Raw genomic sequence first — 15,158 nt, forward strand, 5'->3', positions numbered from 1 at the left:
GGGCAAGGTGGGGGTGCAAGGGCAGCTTTTCCAGTAGCCGCCCCGCGAAATCAGGTGGTGAGCATGCGGAGGCCCTGCGTCGCATCAACACGGATCGCGAGACGCAGACCCGGATCGTCCCCGGCCCGCAACGCGGCGATGATCTTGCGGTGGTTTTCGGTCGCCGCCTTGCGTTGCAGCCGTTCGTAAAGCGATCGCATCGTCGGGCCGGATTGCAGCCAGACCGTCTCGGTCAGAGCCAGCATCGCGGGTGCCTGCGCCCGGAGATAGAGCGTGCGGTGAAACTCGAGGTTCGAGCGCACATAGCCGCCCGCGTCGTGCTTCTCGATCATCTGCTCGATCACCGTGTTGATCGCCTGCATCCGCTCGATCAGCGCGAAATGTGCCCGCGGCAAGGCACGTGACGCCAGCTCCGGCTCGAGGAGGGCGCGCAACGCCGCCAGCTCCTCGATACGGTCGTTGGTGAGTTCCGGTGTCGAGACCCGCCCGGAAGACGAGAGCTTGAAGGCACCTTCGGCCACAAGCCGCCGCACCGCTTCGCGCGCAGGCGTCATGCTCACGCCGAACTCCGCGGCAATCCCCCGGAGCGTCAGCGCTGCTCCGGGCGGCAGCGCGCCATGCATCACCCGCGCCCGCAAGTTGCGGTAGACACGCTCATGCGCCGGAACTGTATTTTCGGTGGGGCGGTCTCTGTCAGCCATGTTGAACATGTGATCACAAACAGCCTCCATGTCAAATTCCCCTCCGCGCCTCACGCTGGCCCGAAATCGAAGAGATGCAATGTCGCCCCGCTGCGCCGGAGCCAGTCCCGCGACGCGGCATGATCCGGCAACAGCTGCTCCACCACCGCCCAGAATCGGGGCGAGTGGTTCATCTCCGCCAGATGCGCCACCTCATGCGCCGCGACATAGTCGAGCACCTCGGGCGGCGCCATGACGAGCCGCCAAGAATACATCAGCCTGCCATCGACACTGCACGATCCCCAGCGTGAGCGGGGATCACGCAGCGTGACGCCGGAGAAACGCCGACCGAGCTGCGCGGCATGAAACTCGCTCCGCGCGATCAGAACCTGCCGTGCCGCCTCACGCAGCCAGCCCCGCACCTTTGCAGGAACCATCTCGGGCGCCCCCGGAACGCTCAGCACACCGTCCGCGAAGGACATCCGCCGCTGCCCTTCGGCCCGGCGCACGCTGAGGGAGCCACCCCGGAACGGCAGGATGGCACCGTCAGCCACGGCGACGCGTGCGCCGCTCGCCATCAAGCGCGTGCGCAGCCAGCCCTCGTTCGCTTGAAGAAACGCAATTGCCGAGGTGGCAGGTACGCCCCTCGGCAATGTCAGCGCCGCGCCCTGCCCGTCCCGCGACACGCGCAGTACAAATCGGCGGGCCTGCGCGTGTCGGCGCAGGCGGATCTCGATCGCCGGATCTCCGATCCTGAGCGTCTCCGCCATTGCGCGGAGATCAGCTGGCGACGGCCTGCCGGTTCGCGCGGATGAAATCCCGCACCTGCGGCTGGGTGATGTTGCGCCAGCGCGAGCCGTTGAAGACGCCGTAGTGGCCGACACCCTCGACAACACAATGCTTCCGCTTGTCGTCAGGAAGGTTCCTGGCCAGCGTATGCGCCGCTTCGGTCTGGCCGAGGCCGGTGATGTCGTCGGTCTCGCCTTCCACCGTCATGATCGCGATGTCGGTGATCGCACCCGGATCGACATGCGTGTCGCGGTGGTAATACTTGCCCTCCGCCAGCAGACGCTTCTGGAATACCCGCTCGATGGTCTGGAGATAAAACTCCGCCGTGAGATCCATCACAGCCATGTATTCATCGTAGAAACGCTGATGCGCCTCGGCGCTCTCACCGTCCCCCCGCACCAGATTGCGGAAATGGCCAACATGCGCATCCATGTGGCGGTCGAGGTTCATGGCAAAGAACGAGGAAAGCTGCAGGAATCCCGGGTAGACCCGGCGCATGAAGCCGCGATTCGGCCAAGGAACATGGGTGACCACATTATGCTCGAACCAGCTGAGCGGCTTGCCCTCGGCAAGAATGTTCGGCTGCTTCGGATTCTGAGCCGTGTCGATCGGCGATCCCATGAGGATGATCGACGCCGGGCGCCGCGGATTGTCCGACATCGCCATCAGCGAGGCCGCGACCGTCACAGGGATCCCGGGCTGGCACACCGCCATCACATGCACCCGCTCGCCGCTCCTGGAAAGGAACTCGATCGCCTCGATCAGATAATCCGAATAATCGTCCAGATCAAAGCTGCCCTCGGAGACGGACACGTCGCGCGCATCCTTCCAGTCGGTGATATAGACATCATGCTCGGGCAGCATCGCCTTCACCGTGCCGCGGAGCAGCGTGGCATAATGGCCCGACATCGGCGCAACGATCAGCAGCTTCGGATCGTCGCGGCCGTCGGCCGCGGCCGAGTCGCGCTTGAAATGCAGCAGGTCGCAGAAGGGCTTCGTCCAGACAACTTCTTCCTGGATTGGGGTCTCGATTCCGTCAACGACCGTCGATTCGATCTCGAATTCAGGCTTTCCATAGCGCCGCGTAGCATTGATGAACATCTCGAGCGCGGCAGAGACGGTGCGGGAACCATAGGTTTCCGCCACCGGATTCAATGGGTTCCGCAGCACTTCCTTTCCCATTCGCGCAACTGTGCGCATCGGCGAAATCGCCGCATGAGTCATCTCATAGGCATGGTACAGCATAGTCCACCAGCATCCCGTATTATCGCTTGCCGCAACAGTAATATTTTCACGGCCGCCTTCAAGCAATTTTATTACTCCGCGGCAAATGTATGACGGTGAGGTTAAACCTTGGTGACGATCCGCAAAGCCTTTGACAACACCGGACCCGCATGGCATCGCACGCCGGATTCGCTCTCAACCTGAACGAGGACACATATGCCCAAAGAAGAGTGGGGCGTGAAACGTATTTGCCCGAGTTGCTCCACGCGGTTCTATGATCTCCGCATGGATCCGCTCACCTGCCCCAATTGTGGCGCGAGCTTCTCGCTCGAAAGCCTGACTGACAGCAAACCCAAGGCCTTGCGGCCCGAGAAGGCAAAGCCAGCGGCCGCCGATGAGGTCGAGGATCTGCCCGATATCGAAGAGACCGATGACGTCATCGACGGCGACGACGATCTCGACGACGACCTCCTCGAGGATGACGATGACAACGTCTCTCTCGACGAAATCGCCGACGTTGGCGGAAACGACGACGACGAGTGAAAAACCTGCTTTTTTGGGCTTGCGCTGTCTGAGGCAGCTCAATATGAAGCGGACCTGCAGCGACGGTCAGATGGAAACATCCACCGGCCGTCGCGCAAATGGGGCCATAGCTCAGCTGGGAGAGCGCTTGCATGGCATGCAAGAGGTCAGGGGTTCGATTCCCCTTGGCTCCACCAAATCTTCTTCTTAAAATAAGATCTTAGATCATCCGGGGCATCCACGCCTTCGGGCTTCGGAGAAGCGCGCGGGCCTATTCCCTTGGCGCTGTCGTGCAAGTCTTCCTGCTCCCGAGGGATAAGCGCGTTTCGCAAGCCCTGGAGCCCGAAAACAGCGCACGGAGGGCGAGACCGGGCGAACCCTGCCCGGCCGCAGCATATACACACCACGCGGATCGCCTAGGCCTCGGCCAGGGCCGCCCTCAGCGCGGCGACAAAGCGATCCGCCTCGGCAAATCTGAGGCAGAGCGGAGGCCGGATCTTCAGCGTATGGCCAAACTTCCCTGCCGCACCGATCAGCACGCCATGTCCGCGCAGCCCGTTGATAACCGTCGCTGCGAGTTCGGGATCCGGCATCCCCGCATCTCCCTCGCGACAGAGATCGAGCCCGAGAAAGAGCCCCGCGCCCCGGATCGCGCCGATCCGGTCGTCCCGTGCAGCAAGCCCGGCGAGTCCGGCCGCGAGATGCGCACCGACCCGGGCGGCATTCTCCATGAGCCGCTCGTCGGCGATCACGTCGAGAACAGCGAGTCCCGCAGCAGCAGCCACCGGATTGGCGCCAAAGGTATTGAAATACCCGAACTGGGCGCAGAAGGCCTCGAGAAGCTCCGGCCGCGCGGCCATGCCTGCCATCGGGAAACCGTTCCCCATCGGCTTGCCCATGGTCACGATGTCTGGCTCCACGCGGTGCCGGGTGAAGCCCCACATCGCGCTGCCTGTCCGCGCAAAGCCGGGCTGCACCTCGTCGGCGATATAGAGCCCGCCCGCGGCCCGCATCCGCGCCACCGCCGGAGCAAGAAAACCTGCCGGATCGGCAAAGACACCGTCGCTTGAAAAAATCGAATCACAGATGAGCGCGGCAGGCCGGTGGCCGCGCGCAGCAAGCGCCTCGGCCGCGCGCTCGATGGCGGCGGCAAATCCGCCCGCAATGTCGTCGCCATAGGCTTCCGGCCCCGGCGGCGGCACGCTTTCGACCCAGTCGGGCGGCCCGCCCATCTTGAAGGCGGACGGCGAGACCTGCATCACCAGATCGGTATTGCCGTGGTAGGCCGTCTCGGTGACGACAACGCCCGTGCCGCCCGTCGACATGCGCGCGAGCCGGAGCGCAAGATCGTTCGCCTCGCTCCCCGAACAGGTCAGCACCACATTCGAGAGCGCCTCGGGCAATTCTCCCTTCAACCGCTCCAGATAGGTCTCGAGAATCTGAGTCAGATAGCGGCTGTTGGTATTGAGCGTTGCGATCTGGCGTGACACGGCCTCCACCACGCGCGGATGGCAATGCCCGACCGAGGGGACGTTATTATAGAAGTCGAGATACCGCGTGCCGTCGGCAGCCTCCATCCAGGCACCTTCCGCCCGGACCATTTCGATCGGTCGGCGAAAGAACAGCACCGAGGCCGCGCCCATGTTCTGCTGGCGCCGCACAAGCAGCGGATCGCCGCCATTGCCGTCGCGGGAGGCGTCGAAAGCGTTCATGTCGAGAATCTGGCGGGGTTTCGCGTCCATCTCTCAGGACCGCCCGGACAGGAAGCGCTCGGCGATGGCAAGCGTGCCATCAGTGAAGCCCGCCCCCATCTCCTGCGCCGTCGGTGTCTCCGCATGGCTCGCGATCCACGCGGTCAGTTGCAGGCGGCGCAACATGATGAAGGTTTCCATCTGCATTTCTGCCGTTACGGGCAGCTCTGCAACCGAACGGTAGCCATCGAGCCAGGCCGCCTGCAAACCGGGGATCGCAGGATCTGTCTCGAAGAAACTGATTGCCGCCGCGAAATCGAACAGGAACCAGCCAAAACCGCAGTCGTCGAAATCGATCACCGCGATACGCCCCGAATCGATCAGCAGATTCGCGAGCCGAAGATCGGCATGGATCAGTCCGAAGACCTCTGGCCCCGTGCCGATCTCGGCAAGCCGCCGTTCGAGTTCAACCGTTGCGCGCTCGAGCAGTTTCCTGCCCGGTTCCCGCAGGCCCAACGCCGCACGCCAGTCGCCCCAATGCGGCCGCCGGCCCACGGTCGTGTCGAAATCCCAGGTCTTGCGCACGAATCCAGCCGGACGCGTCCAGCGCCGCACGTGGGCGTGCAATCGGGCGCTGATCTCGCCAAGCTCGCGGAAACCCTCCTCAAGATCCTCCTCCGGCAAGGGCTCCCGGCCTGACATGAACGCAAAGGCGACCACGTCGCGCCGCTCGCCATCAAGATCGAACCCCGCCACATGCCCGCCCGAGCGGCAGGGCAAGGGCGCGGGCGTCGGCAAGACGTTTTCAGCCCGCAGCGCCTCAATCCAGGCAAGTTCAGACTCGATTTCGGCCCGTGTGTGATACCCTGGGCGATGAACCCGCAGGATTACCGGCGCTTCCCGCTCCGGGTCATCTGCGCGGAAGGTCGCATTCTCGGAAATCGTCAGGAGAGAAACCTCGGTGCGTCCGGAGAGCCCCCATTCCCCAGCCAGCGCCATGGCTCCGGCCCGCAGCCGCTCGAGGAAACTCTCAGTATACAATCCGCCCATGATCCGGTCCCGGTGCTGCCCAGTTTTGATGCAAGTTAAACAGTTTTCCTGTGACTCACAACAAAACTTCTTGCAGAATGTGACAGAAGCAGGTCTCCTGCTCATGTTTTCGGCGTTGCGCCCCTCGCCAGGATCCGCATCCAGGCATCAGGCCGACGCTGCTCAGGTATGCGGCAGACAGAGAGAAGAGGAGGCGTGACAATGACATTCACCCGAAGAGAATTTAACCGCGGCGTTCTCACGCTGGCGGGTCTCGGCGCGATGGGTCTGGGCTCCCGTGCCCTTGCTGCGCGCACCGACGAACTCAACATTCTGTGCTGGGAAGGCTACAATACCGACGACGTGCTCGGCCCCTTCCGCGAGGCGCACGCCGGTGCCACCGTCCGCGCCGAAAGCGGCACCTCGGATCCGGACATGGTCAACAAGCTCCGCGCGGGCGAGATCAAGGTTTGGGACCTCATAAACCTCAACCAGCCCTGGGCCCGAGCGCGGCTCTATCCCGAAGGCCTCATCAAACCGCTCGAGAAGGAGCGGTTCATGCCCTATTTCGAGAAGATGGCCCAGGGTTTCGCAAACCCGCCCTATCCGCTCGCCTTCGCCGACAATGGTGATCTGATCGGCATGCCCCAGCGCTACGGCCCGTTCTCCTTCGTGGTGAACACCGACAAGATCAGCCGCGAGATGGCCGAGGACCAGGGCTGGAAACTCTTCCTCGATCCGGCGATGAAGGATCGCTACGGCATCCTCACCTACGACAACTGGAACATCATCCACATGTGCCTGACGGGCGACCAGAACCCGTTTGCGCCCCTTGAGGGTGACGGGCTCGAGACGTTCAGAGCCACAGCCGGCCAGATCTTTGGCGGCGCGAAACTTCTCTCTGACGATCTCGTCGCGATGAACACTGCACTCATCAACGGCGAAATCGATGCCTATTTCACGGGCGGCACCTACACCGCCAGCCCCGCCCGCCTCGACGGGCTGACGAATATCCGCGGCATCACACCGAAATCCGGCCCCCTCGACGGCAAGGGCGGCGTCGTCTGGATCGAGCTCACATCTGCCGTCAACAACCCTGACCCCTCGCCGCTCGCCGAGGATTTTCTCGAATTCGTTCAGGCGCCGGAGATCTGCAAGGCCGTGGGCTTCGCCGAAGGCACCTACAATCCCGTGGCCCAGATGGGCAATCCGGAGGTCTTCGCGCTCTGGGACGAGGAGGAGCTCGACGCGATCCAGTGGGACAGCCTCGAGGAAGAGATGGCCCGCTCTGTCCAGTACGACGTGGTCACGTCCTATGACGAACTCTACACGATCTACAATGCGGCCAAACGTGCTTGAGGCATCCGCCCCCGCCGCCATCAAGGCTCCCGCCCGGACAATCCTGACGATTGCCGGGCTGGAAAAGACCTTTGATGACTTCACCGCCCTGCACGGGATCGATCTCCACGTGCAGGACGGCGAATTCCTGACCATCGTGGGTCCCTCCGGCAGCGGGAAGACGACCCTGATCCGCCTGCTCGTCGGAATGGAGACCCCGACGAGCGGCTCGATCTGGCTCCGCGATCAGCGGATCGATGAACTGCCGCCCAACAAGCGCCCGACCTGCATGGTCTTCCAGTCGCTGGCACTCTTCCCGCATCGGACCGTTGGCGAAAATATTGAGTTCCCGCTCAAGATCCGGGGCACTCCGGCCGCTGAGCGCAAGGCCCGCGCGCTGGAGCTTCTCACCCTTTTGCGCCTGCCACCCGACTATTACAGCAAGCGCATTCAGCAGTGCTCCGGCGGCGAACGGCAGCGCGTGGCGCTTGCCCGCGCACTCGCCTTCGACCCCGAGATCCTCTTCTTCGATGAACCGCTCTCCGCGCTCGACTACCGGCTGCGCAAGACGCTCGAGAAGGAACTGAAGGATCTTCATGCCCGCACTGGCAAGACCTTCATCTACATCACCCACTCGCTCGAAGAGGCGATGGTGATGTCCGACCGGATTGCGATCATGCGCGCCGGCCGCTTCGAGCAGATCGCTACGCCGGACGAGATCTACGCCCGCCCCGTCAGCCGTTTCGTCGCGGGCTTCATGGGCGAGGTGAACCTCTTCGACGTGACGGCGGATGGGACGGACATGGCCGGCTCCGGCCTCGTGATCCGGCCGGGTCTCGCGGCGGAGACGGGCCTCAAGGGCCCCGGCACCCTGGTCGTCCGGCCCGAAGCCGTCCGTTTCCTCGACTTCGGAGAAGCCGCGGATTTCCAGATCCAGGGCGTCCTCCACGCCGAATATGCCCTCGGCAGCCGCCTGCAGTACGAGATCGACCTCGCTGACGACCGGAAGGGCACGGTTGAGGTCCTGCGCGAGCAGCGTATCACAGGCAAACCCGGAACTGACGTCCGTCTCGGCTGGGATCTCTCGAGCTGCCATCTCATCAAGGGGGCCTGAGCCATGGACCGGCTGAATGCCCGCCTCGGTTATCTCACCGCGTTGCCGATCACGGCGCTGCTGCTCCTGAGCTTCGTCGCACCGCTCGTCGTTGTGGCCGCGTTCTCGATCATGCCCCAGAAGGTCTTCTCGCTCGCGCATCTGCCCGACTTCTCGGCCTATGGCGAGATCCTGCGCCAGGGCTACTGGCGCTCGCTCATCTGGTCGCTCGGCATGGCGATCGCCGCAACCGCAATACTCTTCGTGATCTCCTGGCCGCTCGCCTTCGCCATGGCCAAGGTCTACCGCCGCTTCACCTTGGTGCTGACTGTGGGTGTGGTGATGACCCTCTTCGTCTCGGAGAACATCCGCCTCTTCGGCTGGGTGCTCACGCTGATGAAGGGCGGGCTCATCGAGGGCTACCTCCGGTCCTGGGGCTTCGCCGGCTTCGACGGGCTGCTCTACAACGTTCCCGTGATCGTGTTCGGCCTCGTCTACGTCTACTTCCCCTTCATGCTCTTCCCCCTCGCCCAGGGCATCGCCATGGTGCCCGACGACGCCCGCGAGGCGGCCGTCGATCTCGGTGCCTCGCGCTGGCAGCTGCTGCGCGAGGTCGAGCTTCCCCTCGCGGCACCGGGCATCGTCATCGGCTGCCTCCTCTGCTTCGTGCTCTCCGCGGGCGCCATCGCCGAATCGAAGCTCCTCGGCGGCCAGGCGGTGATCGTGATGGGCGACGAGGTCGAGACCGCCTTCACCTACGGCCAGAACTGGCCGCTTGGCGCTGCACTTGCCATGGTGCTCATCGCCATCATAGGAGCCGTGGCGCTCTTCAGCGTGAGCCGCGTGGATCTCGACGCGATGTTCGGCGGGAGAAAGTGAGATGAAACCCACCGCCGTCACCCGTGCGCTCCTCCTCGGCTATGGCATCCTCGTACTCGCCATCCTCTACCTCCCCATCGTCGCCGTGGGCTTCGCATCCGTTTCCAAGGCGCGTTACCTCACCTTCCCGATCCGCCGCTACGCCTTCGACTGGTATGGCGAGGCGATCGCAAGCCCGACCGTGTCCGACCTTCTCGCCACCTCGCTCCGCGTCGCTGCCATCGTCACCGTCATCTCGATGGTTGCGGGATTCTTCGGCGCGCTCGCCTATGCCCGCTACCAGTGGCGCTACCGGCGCCTCTTCCAGAAGCTCATCCTGCTGCCGATATTCTTCCCCCAGACCGTGCTCGGCCTCGCCCTGCTCATCTGGTTCAACGCGATCGGCGTCACCCCCACCTGGAAGACAGCCGTCATCGCGCATCTGGTCTGGATCGGCCCGATCGCGACGCTCGTCATCGCCATCCGCGCCTACAGCTTCGATCCGGCGCTCGAGGAAGCCGCCCGCGACATGGGTTGCACGACTTGGAGCGTGATGCGTGAGGTGACGATACCGCTGCTCATGCCCGGCGTGATCTCGGCAGGCCTCTTCGCCTTCCTGCTCTCCTGGGGCAACTTCCCGCTCTCGCTCTTCACCACGGGAGCCGACTCGACCTTACCCGAATGGCTGTATGCAAAGATGGTCTCCGGCTATTCCCCCCTGGTTCCGACCGTGGGTATGCTGAGCGTCGCCGCCTCCGCGCTGCTGCTTGCCATCGGGCTCACCCTGCCCGCCCTGCTGCGCCTCCTGCGCGGCCAAACGACCGACTAGAATAGGAAGGAGACGCCCATGCTCACACCCATCGCCGGAAAAGCCGTTCTCGTTACAGGCGGCTCGAAGGGCATCGGCAAGGGGATCGCCCGGGTCTTCGCCAATGCGGGCGCCAAGGTCATGATCGCGGCCCGCGGCGAGGACAGTGCCCGCCAGACCGCGGAGGAGATCACCGCAGCCGGCGGAACCGCAGCCTATGTCTGCGGCGATGTCTCCGATTGGGCGGATGTCCAGACCATGGTGGAGGACTGCGTCCGCAAATTCGGTGGGCTGGACATCCTCTGTGCCAATGCGGGCATCTTCCCCCAGACCAAGATCATCGAGATGGATCCGGACGACTGGGACAAGGTGCTCGCGACCAACCTCAAGAGCGCCTTCCTCGCGGTGAAGGCGGCAATCCCGCAGTTCGAGAAGGCGGGCCGGGGCCGGGTCATCCTCACCTCCTCGATCACCGGCCCGGTGACGGGCTTCCCCGGCTGGTCGCATTACGGCGCCTCGAAAGCGGGACAGCTCGGCTTCCTGCGCACCGCCTCCATGGAGCTCGCGCGCTACAACACCACGATCAATGCCGTGATGCCGGGTAACATCATGACCGAGGGCCTCACCGGCCTGGGAGAGGAATATCTCGAAACCATGACCGCCTCGATCCCGCTGAAGCGTCTCGGCAAGGTTGAGGACATCGGCAACGCCGCCCTCTTCTTCGCCTCCGACGAGGCCGGCTACATCACCGGTCAGACCCTGGTGGTCGACGGCGGCCAGATCCTGCCCGAATCCCTCGAGGCGATCTCGGAGATCTGAGCCGCGCCAGAACTCCGCCCGGCGGGGCGCGTGCAGCCTTTCCAGATTGGAAGGCTGCGCGTCGCCGCGCTCTAGCCCTCCGGCCGCTCCACAAACCGGACGGTCACGACGCCCGCCGCATTTGTGAAGCTGAGGCGCGCGCCCGACCGCTTATAGCTGGCCGTCCGGTCGAGTGCCTCCAGCATATCCTGCTCGAGTTTCATCCGCTCGGACAGGCACATCATCTTCGTCCCGGCAATCGGCTGCACGAAGGCGATCCGCCCCGCCGAAAGCGCCGCCCTCCCTCGAAAGCGGTTGCAGCCGCCAAACATCGAGAAGGTCCCATCCTCGAGAAAGGCGATGGTCGGCGGATCGTCTGCCACGAGCGCCCGGCCGCCGATTTCCGTCACGGCCCAGGGCACGCCACTGATGCGCGCCGCATCCGCCGGAGGCGCCTCCGCCACCTGCTCCAGAACGATATCGGCCCGCTCCGGTGCGCCGCGCGTCAGCACCGGCCAGGCCGTCATGGTGCGATGGCTCACACGTCCCCCCGTCCGGAGCACCGCGGCAACGACATAGGTCATCCGCGGGTCGATTGCGGCAGGATCGTAGGAGAGTCGCAGCGAGACCGGAAACGTGCTGACCGCCACCCGCCCGGAGGTGATCCGGATCGAGGATGCGTCCGCCCGAGAAACATCCAGCAGTTCCACCTCCAGCTCCGCGCCGGGTGGCAGCGGCTGCTCCTCCTCCAGGCGCACGCTCACCGGCAGCGATGCGCTCTCCGCAACGGCAGCCATCGTCCCCGCGGCCAGCAGAATCGCCCCGATCAGCGCAATGTCCCCCAGCCGCGTCTTCCACCTATTGCCTGTCCGCAAGAGCCTGCTCCATGTCGAGGATCGTTGCGCGGAGCGTGCTGTCATCGGCGAGGATGAAGCCCGCGTTGCCGCGCCGGAGATCGATGATCGTGTACATGATCGCGCTGAGAAAGAACGCGAAGGCATAGGCCCGCCAAGTGAGAAATTGGCCGAGCATGCCTGCGCGATTGCCCACGAGAAAGAGCGCGGTGGCGGCGGCCGCGAGCACCATGGCCTGGGTGAAGGCCGAAACCGGCACCGAAAAGGACGAAACCCTGTAGAGATGTGCGTCCAGCACCGCGTTCATCGCCCCGGCCACGAAGGTCTGGATCGGCGGCGGCGTGGGATCGCGCGTCGCCTCGAGCGTCAGCGGCCAGAGCCGCGCCTGAGCCGTGAGCGTCGTCTCGAGAAAGGCGTTGAGCTTTTCCTCACTGTCGATCGGCGCATGCTTCGGTACGACCCTGGTCCGGCCATACTCGAGGAGCGCGCGTTGAAGCTCGGTCCGTCCGGGCTCGGCGAGATAGTCCGCGCGGAGAAAGGCGGTGCCGAGCGCGGAGGCCTCGTCCGTGGTCGCCGCCTTGATCGAAAGCGAGACGGCGAGCGAATTGCCGAAGGTGAAGGCCAGCAGCAGACCGAGAAGCGCGAGAAAGGCGTTCATGGCCATCTCGCCGACCACGACATCGACCGCGCCGCCCGCCGCGAGCAATCGCTGCCGTCTGTGCCGGCCCGACGCAAACCCTGCAGCCACCGAGAGCGGCAGAACGACAAGCAGGATCAGGGCAACGAATGGCAGGCCGAGCGTATTGATGGATATCTCGTCATAGGCCGAAACGGAGGTTGAGGGCGTCATGATGCGTGTCTTCGAAAAGGTTGCGCCAGCCCCGTAGGATAGCACGCCTTCAATGCCTTGCATCTATCTCCGTGACGCCACACGGCACCGCTGCACATGCGGATGGCGGGGCGCCGTGCGCCCGCCACCCCGGCTCAAGCCGCTGCGCGCTACTCCGCCGCGAGTCGGTTCTCGTCGGCCTCCGCCGATGCCTGCGCTTCCACAACCGCCAGCGCGGTAAGGTTGAGCAGCCCCCGCACCGTCACCGACTGCGAGGCGATATAGGCTGGCTTCGCCGCACCCATCATGATCGGCCCGACGGGCACCGCCCCTCCCAGTGTCTTGAGCAGGGTGAGCGAGATATGCGCCGCATCGGCATTCGGCATGATGAAAAGGTTCGCGGGGCCCCTGAGGCTGCTTCCTGGCAGCGCCTTCGCCCGGAGCGAATCGACGAGCGCAGTATCGGCATGCATCTCGCCATCGAACTCGAAATCCGGTTGCCGCTGGCGCAGGATCTCCACGGCCCGGCGCATCTTGCGTGAAGAGGCGCTCGGCCGGTCACCGAAATTCGCATGGCTCACGAGGGCCGCACGCGGCTCGAGGCCCATGCGCCGGACCGCCTCTGCGGCGCGGATAGCAAGATCCGCCACCTCCTCAGCCGAGGGATCGACCGAAACATAGGCGTCGGCAATGAAGAACGTTCCGGAGGGCATGACCAGCGCGTTCATCGTCGAAAGCCCCGTCGCTCCGGGCTTCAGCCCGATGATGCCCTTGAGCCGGGTCAGATGATGGGCAAAGCGCCCGCCGGTGCCGCAGATCGCCGCATCCACCTCACCGCGCTCGAGCATCAGAAAGGCAAAGACCGAGGGATCGCTGCGCACGCCGCGGAGCGCTTCCTTGGGCGAGATGCCGTCGCGGCCGACAAGACGGTGAAGCTGGTCGGCATAGCTCTGCGGATCGATCTTCTCCGGATCTGCGACCTCGATCTCCTTGCCGATGGTCAGGCTCAGCGAGAGCTCGGCGATCTTCTGACGGATCGCCTCCGCGTTGCCGACAAGCACCGGCCGCGCGATCCCGTCGCGCGCCGCGCGGGAGGCGGCATGCAGGACGCGCGTGGAATCCCCTTCGGCGAACACCACCCGCCGCGGATCGCGCTGCGCCCGTTCGAAGACCGGCTTCATGAGCATGCCCGAACGGTAGACGAAGCTCTGGAGCTTCTCCCGATAGGCCGCCATGTCCTCGATTGGAAGCGTCGCGACGCCGGTATCCATCGCCGTCTGCGCGACCAGCGGCGCGATCTCCAGCATGAGCCGCGAGTCGAACGGCTTGGGAATGATGTAATTGGGCCCGAACTTCAGATCCTGATTGGCATAGGCTGACTGCATGTCCGCCGCTTCGGCCCGCGCGATGCGCGCGATTGCCTCGGCACAGGCACGCTTCATCGCATCGTTGATCTCCGTTGCGCCGACATCGAGCGCGCCGCGGAAGATGAACGGAAAGCAGAGCACGTTGTTGACCTGGTTCGGATAGTCCGAACGCCCGGTCGCGACGATCGCATCCGAGCGCACCGCCTCCACCTCTTCCGGCCGGATCTCCGGCTCGGGATTGGCGAGGGCGAAGATAAGCGGGTTCGGCGCCATCGAAGCCACCATGTCTCGATCGACCGCACGGGCGACCGAGACGCCGAGAAACACGTCCGCCCCCTTCATCGCATCGGCCAGCGTCCGGGCCTCGGTATCCCGCATCCAGGCGGTCTTGTACTTGTCGAGCTGTGCGGCGCGGCCTGAATGCACCACGCCCTTGGAATCGCAGACGAGAATGTTTTCCTTCCGCGCTCCGAAGCTCACCAGCAGCCCGATGCAGGCGAGCGCCGCGGCACCCGCGCCGTTGCAGACGATCTTCGCTTCCTCGAGCGACTTGCCGACGAGATCAAGCCCGTTGATCATGCCTGCGGCCGCGACGATCGCCGTGCCGTGCTGGTCGTCATGGAAGACCGGAATACCCATCTCGCGCTTGAGCCGGCTCTCGATCTCGAAGCAGGCCGGGGCGGCGATATCCTCGAGATTGATGCCGCCAAAGCTTGGCTCCAGCCGCCGCACCGTCTCGCAGAAGGCATCAACGTCGGTTTCATCCACCTCGAGATCGACCACGTCGATCCCGGAGAATTTCTTGAACAGCGCGGCCTTGCCCTCCATCACCGGCTTCGAGGCGAGCGCCCCGATATTTCCGAGCCCGAGCACCGCAGTGCCGTTGGAGATGACCGCAACGAGATTGGCGCGCCCGGTATAGAGCGCGGCCTTTGAGGGATCGGCGGCGATTTCCTCACAGGGCACCGCCACGCCGGGGCTGTAGGCCAGTGCCAGATCGCGCTGCGTTGCCATTGGCTTTGTCGGCAGGATCTGCAGCTTCCCCCGTGGCTCGGCGGAATGATAGGCCAGCGCATCGCGCCTGAAATCTTCGGACATTTTCCCCTCCCTGTTTCAAGGCACGCTTGTTTTTCTGATTATGCCCCGCCCCACCTTAAGACCATTTCCGCCGCGATGAAAAGCCACAGGCCAAGAGCTGGCCGCAAAGCCATTCGGGTCGCGGTGATGTCGGAAAAGACCGGGAAGAATAGCGCTCCGGCGCGGGATCATCAGGATCTC

General features: G+C 64.4%; 14 protein-coding genes and 1 tRNA gene. 7 read left to right on the forward strand and 8 right to left on the reverse strand.

The window, feature by feature from the left end:
- Positions 1-50: 50 nt before the first annotated feature.
- The 3 genes from ACF66B_RS04345 to ACF66B_RS04355 are packed head-to-tail and all read right to left on the reverse strand — an operon-like array spanning position 51 to position 2,714.
- Complete coding sequence (locus tag ACF66B_RS04345) at positions 51-701, reverse strand: GntR family transcriptional regulator (RefSeq protein ID WP_111430407.1); 651 nt, start codon at positions 699-701, stop codon at positions 51-53.
- A gap of 50 nt (positions 702-751) precedes the next feature.
- Positions 752-1,450 (reverse strand): SprT family zinc-dependent metalloprotease, encoded by a 699-nt coding sequence (locus ACF66B_RS04350; RefSeq protein ID WP_111430375.1) that lies wholly within the window; start codon positions 1,448-1,450, stop codon positions 752-754.
- Positions 1,451-1,460: 10 nt separating this feature from the next.
- Positions 1,461-2,714 carry a polyhydroxyalkanoate depolymerase gene (locus tag ACF66B_RS04355; protein WP_111430374.1) on the reverse strand — a complete coding sequence of 418 codons (1,254 nt, stop codon included), beginning with the start codon at positions 2,712-2,714 and terminating at the stop codon, positions 1,461-1,463.
- 195 nt (positions 2,715-2,909) lie between these two features.
- Here ACF66B_RS04355 and ACF66B_RS04360 point away from each other — a divergent pair, with 195 nt between their 5' ends.
- Together ACF66B_RS04360 and ACF66B_RS04365 are read left to right on the forward strand one after the other, a co-directional pair.
- On the forward strand, positions 2,910-3,236 hold the full coding sequence (locus tag ACF66B_RS04360; RefSeq protein ID WP_111430373.1) for a TIGR02300 family protein: 327 nt from the start codon (positions 2,910-2,912) through the stop codon (positions 3,234-3,236).
- A 100-nt stretch (positions 3,237-3,336) separates the two neighbouring features.
- Positions 3,337-3,412: transfer RNA gene (locus ACF66B_RS04365), tRNA-Ala, on the forward strand.
- 219 nt (positions 3,413-3,631) lie between these two features.
- Here ACF66B_RS04365 and ACF66B_RS04370 read toward each other — a convergent pair.
- A complete protein-coding gene (locus tag ACF66B_RS04370; RefSeq protein WP_111430372.1) occupies positions 3,632-4,957 on the reverse strand; it encodes an aminotransferase class III-fold pyridoxal phosphate-dependent enzyme in 1,326 nt (441 codons plus the stop codon).
- Between the two features lie 3 nt (positions 4,958-4,960).
- Complete coding sequence (locus ACF66B_RS04375; protein ID WP_392664134.1) at positions 4,961-6,061, reverse strand: phosphotransferase enzyme family protein; 1,101 nt, start codon at positions 6,059-6,061, stop codon at positions 4,961-4,963.
- A 96-nt stretch (positions 6,062-6,157) separates the two neighbouring features.
- On the opposite strand from ACF66B_RS04375, the gene ACF66B_RS04380 reads away from it, so the two are divergent.
- The 5 genes from ACF66B_RS04380 to fabG are packed head-to-tail and all read left to right on the forward strand — an operon-like array spanning position 6,158 to position 10,851.
- Positions 6,158-7,294: a PotD/PotF family extracellular solute-binding protein gene (locus ACF66B_RS04380; RefSeq protein ID WP_111430370.1), complete on the forward strand. Its 1,137-nt coding sequence runs from the start codon at positions 6,158-6,160 to the stop codon at positions 7,292-7,294.
- Positions 7,287-8,387 (forward strand): ABC transporter ATP-binding protein, encoded by a 1,101-nt coding sequence (locus ACF66B_RS04385; RefSeq protein WP_111430406.1) that lies wholly within the window; start codon positions 7,287-7,289, stop codon positions 8,385-8,387. Before ACF66B_RS04380 ends, ACF66B_RS04385 begins: the two co-directional genes overlap by 8 nt.
- Positions 8,388-8,390: 3 nt before the next feature.
- Positions 8,391-9,245 carry an ABC transporter permease gene (locus ACF66B_RS04390; protein WP_111430369.1) on the forward strand — a complete coding sequence of 285 codons (855 nt, stop codon included), beginning with the start codon at positions 8,391-8,393 and terminating at the stop codon, positions 9,243-9,245.
- 1 nt (position 9,246) lies between these two features.
- Positions 9,247-10,053 carry an ABC transporter permease gene (locus ACF66B_RS04395; RefSeq protein WP_111430368.1) on the forward strand — a complete coding sequence of 269 codons (807 nt, stop codon included), beginning with the start codon at positions 9,247-9,249 and terminating at the stop codon, positions 10,051-10,053.
- An 18-nt stretch (positions 10,054-10,071) separates the two neighbouring features.
- Positions 10,072-10,851, forward strand: a complete 780-nt coding sequence (gene fabG, locus ACF66B_RS04400) for a 3-oxoacyl-ACP reductase FabG (RefSeq protein ID WP_111430367.1) — start codon at positions 10,072-10,074, stop codon at positions 10,849-10,851.
- A 71-nt stretch (positions 10,852-10,922) separates the two neighbouring features.
- Here the strand turns inward: fabG and ACF66B_RS04405 are convergent, their stop codons facing one another.
- The 3 genes from ACF66B_RS04405 to ACF66B_RS04415 all read right to left on the reverse strand — a co-directional run bounded on the left by ACF66B_RS04405 (position 10,923) and on the right by ACF66B_RS04415 (position 14,978).
- A complete protein-coding gene (locus ACF66B_RS04405; RefSeq protein ID WP_392664140.1) occupies positions 10,923-11,705 on the reverse strand; it encodes an META domain-containing protein in 783 nt (260 codons plus the stop codon).
- Positions 11,689-12,534: a hypothetical protein gene (locus ACF66B_RS04410; protein ID WP_111430405.1), complete on the reverse strand. Its 846-nt coding sequence runs from the start codon at positions 12,532-12,534 to the stop codon at positions 11,689-11,691. The genes ACF66B_RS04405 and ACF66B_RS04410 overlap by 17 nt, the downstream gene beginning before the upstream one ends.
- Before the next feature lie 149 nt (positions 12,535-12,683).
- Positions 12,684-14,978 carry an NADP-dependent malic enzyme gene (locus ACF66B_RS04415; RefSeq protein ID WP_111430365.1) on the reverse strand — a complete coding sequence of 765 codons (2,295 nt, stop codon included), beginning with the start codon at positions 14,976-14,978 and terminating at the stop codon, positions 12,684-12,686.
- Between the last annotated feature and the right edge of the window lie 180 nt (positions 14,979-15,158).

This window comes from Amaricoccus sp. B4 (genome assembly GCF_043226085.1).
Classification (GTDB): Bacteria; Pseudomonadota; Alphaproteobacteria; order Rhodobacterales; family Rhodobacteraceae; genus Amaricoccus.

Excerpts from the sequence above, each read along its gene's own strand:
- ACF66B_RS04345 (WP_111430407.1), bottom strand. The coding sequence starts at position 701 with ATGGCTGACAGAGACCGCCCCACCGAAAATACAGTTCCGGCGCATGAG.
- ACF66B_RS04350 (WP_111430375.1), bottom strand. The coding sequence starts at position 1,450 with ATGGCGGAGACGCTCAGGATCGGAGATCCGGCGATCGAGATCCGCCTG.
- ACF66B_RS04355 (WP_111430374.1), bottom strand. The coding sequence starts at position 2,714 with ATGCTGTACCATGCCTATGAGATGACTCATGCGGCGATTTCGCCGATG.
- ACF66B_RS04360 (WP_111430373.1), top strand. The coding sequence starts at position 2,910 with ATGCCCAAAGAAGAGTGGGGCGTGAAACGTATTTGCCCGAGTTGCTCC.
- ACF66B_RS04370 (WP_111430372.1), bottom strand. The coding sequence starts at position 4,957 with ATGGACGCGAAACCCCGCCAGATTCTCGACATGAACGCTTTCGACGCC.
- ACF66B_RS04375 (WP_392664134.1), bottom strand. The coding sequence starts at position 6,061 with ATGAGCAGGAGACCTGCTTCTGTCACATTCTGCAAGAAGTTTTGTTGT.
- ACF66B_RS04380 (WP_111430370.1), top strand. The coding sequence starts at position 6,158 with ATGACATTCACCCGAAGAGAATTTAACCGCGGCGTTCTCACGCTGGCG.
- ACF66B_RS04390 (WP_111430369.1), top strand. The coding sequence starts at position 8,391 with ATGGACCGGCTGAATGCCCGCCTCGGTTATCTCACCGCGTTGCCGATC.
- ACF66B_RS04395 (WP_111430368.1), top strand. The coding sequence starts at position 9,247 with ATGAAACCCACCGCCGTCACCCGTGCGCTCCTCCTCGGCTATGGCATC.
- fabG (WP_111430367.1), top strand. The coding sequence starts at position 10,072 with ATGCTCACACCCATCGCCGGAAAAGCCGTTCTCGTTACAGGCGGCTCG.
- ACF66B_RS04410 (WP_111430405.1), bottom strand. The coding sequence starts at position 12,534 with ATGACGCCCTCAACCTCCGTTTCGGCCTATGACGAGATATCCATCAAT.
- ACF66B_RS04415 (WP_111430365.1), bottom strand. The coding sequence starts at position 14,978 with ATGTCCGAAGATTTCAGGCGCGATGCGCTGGCCTATCATTCCGCCGAG.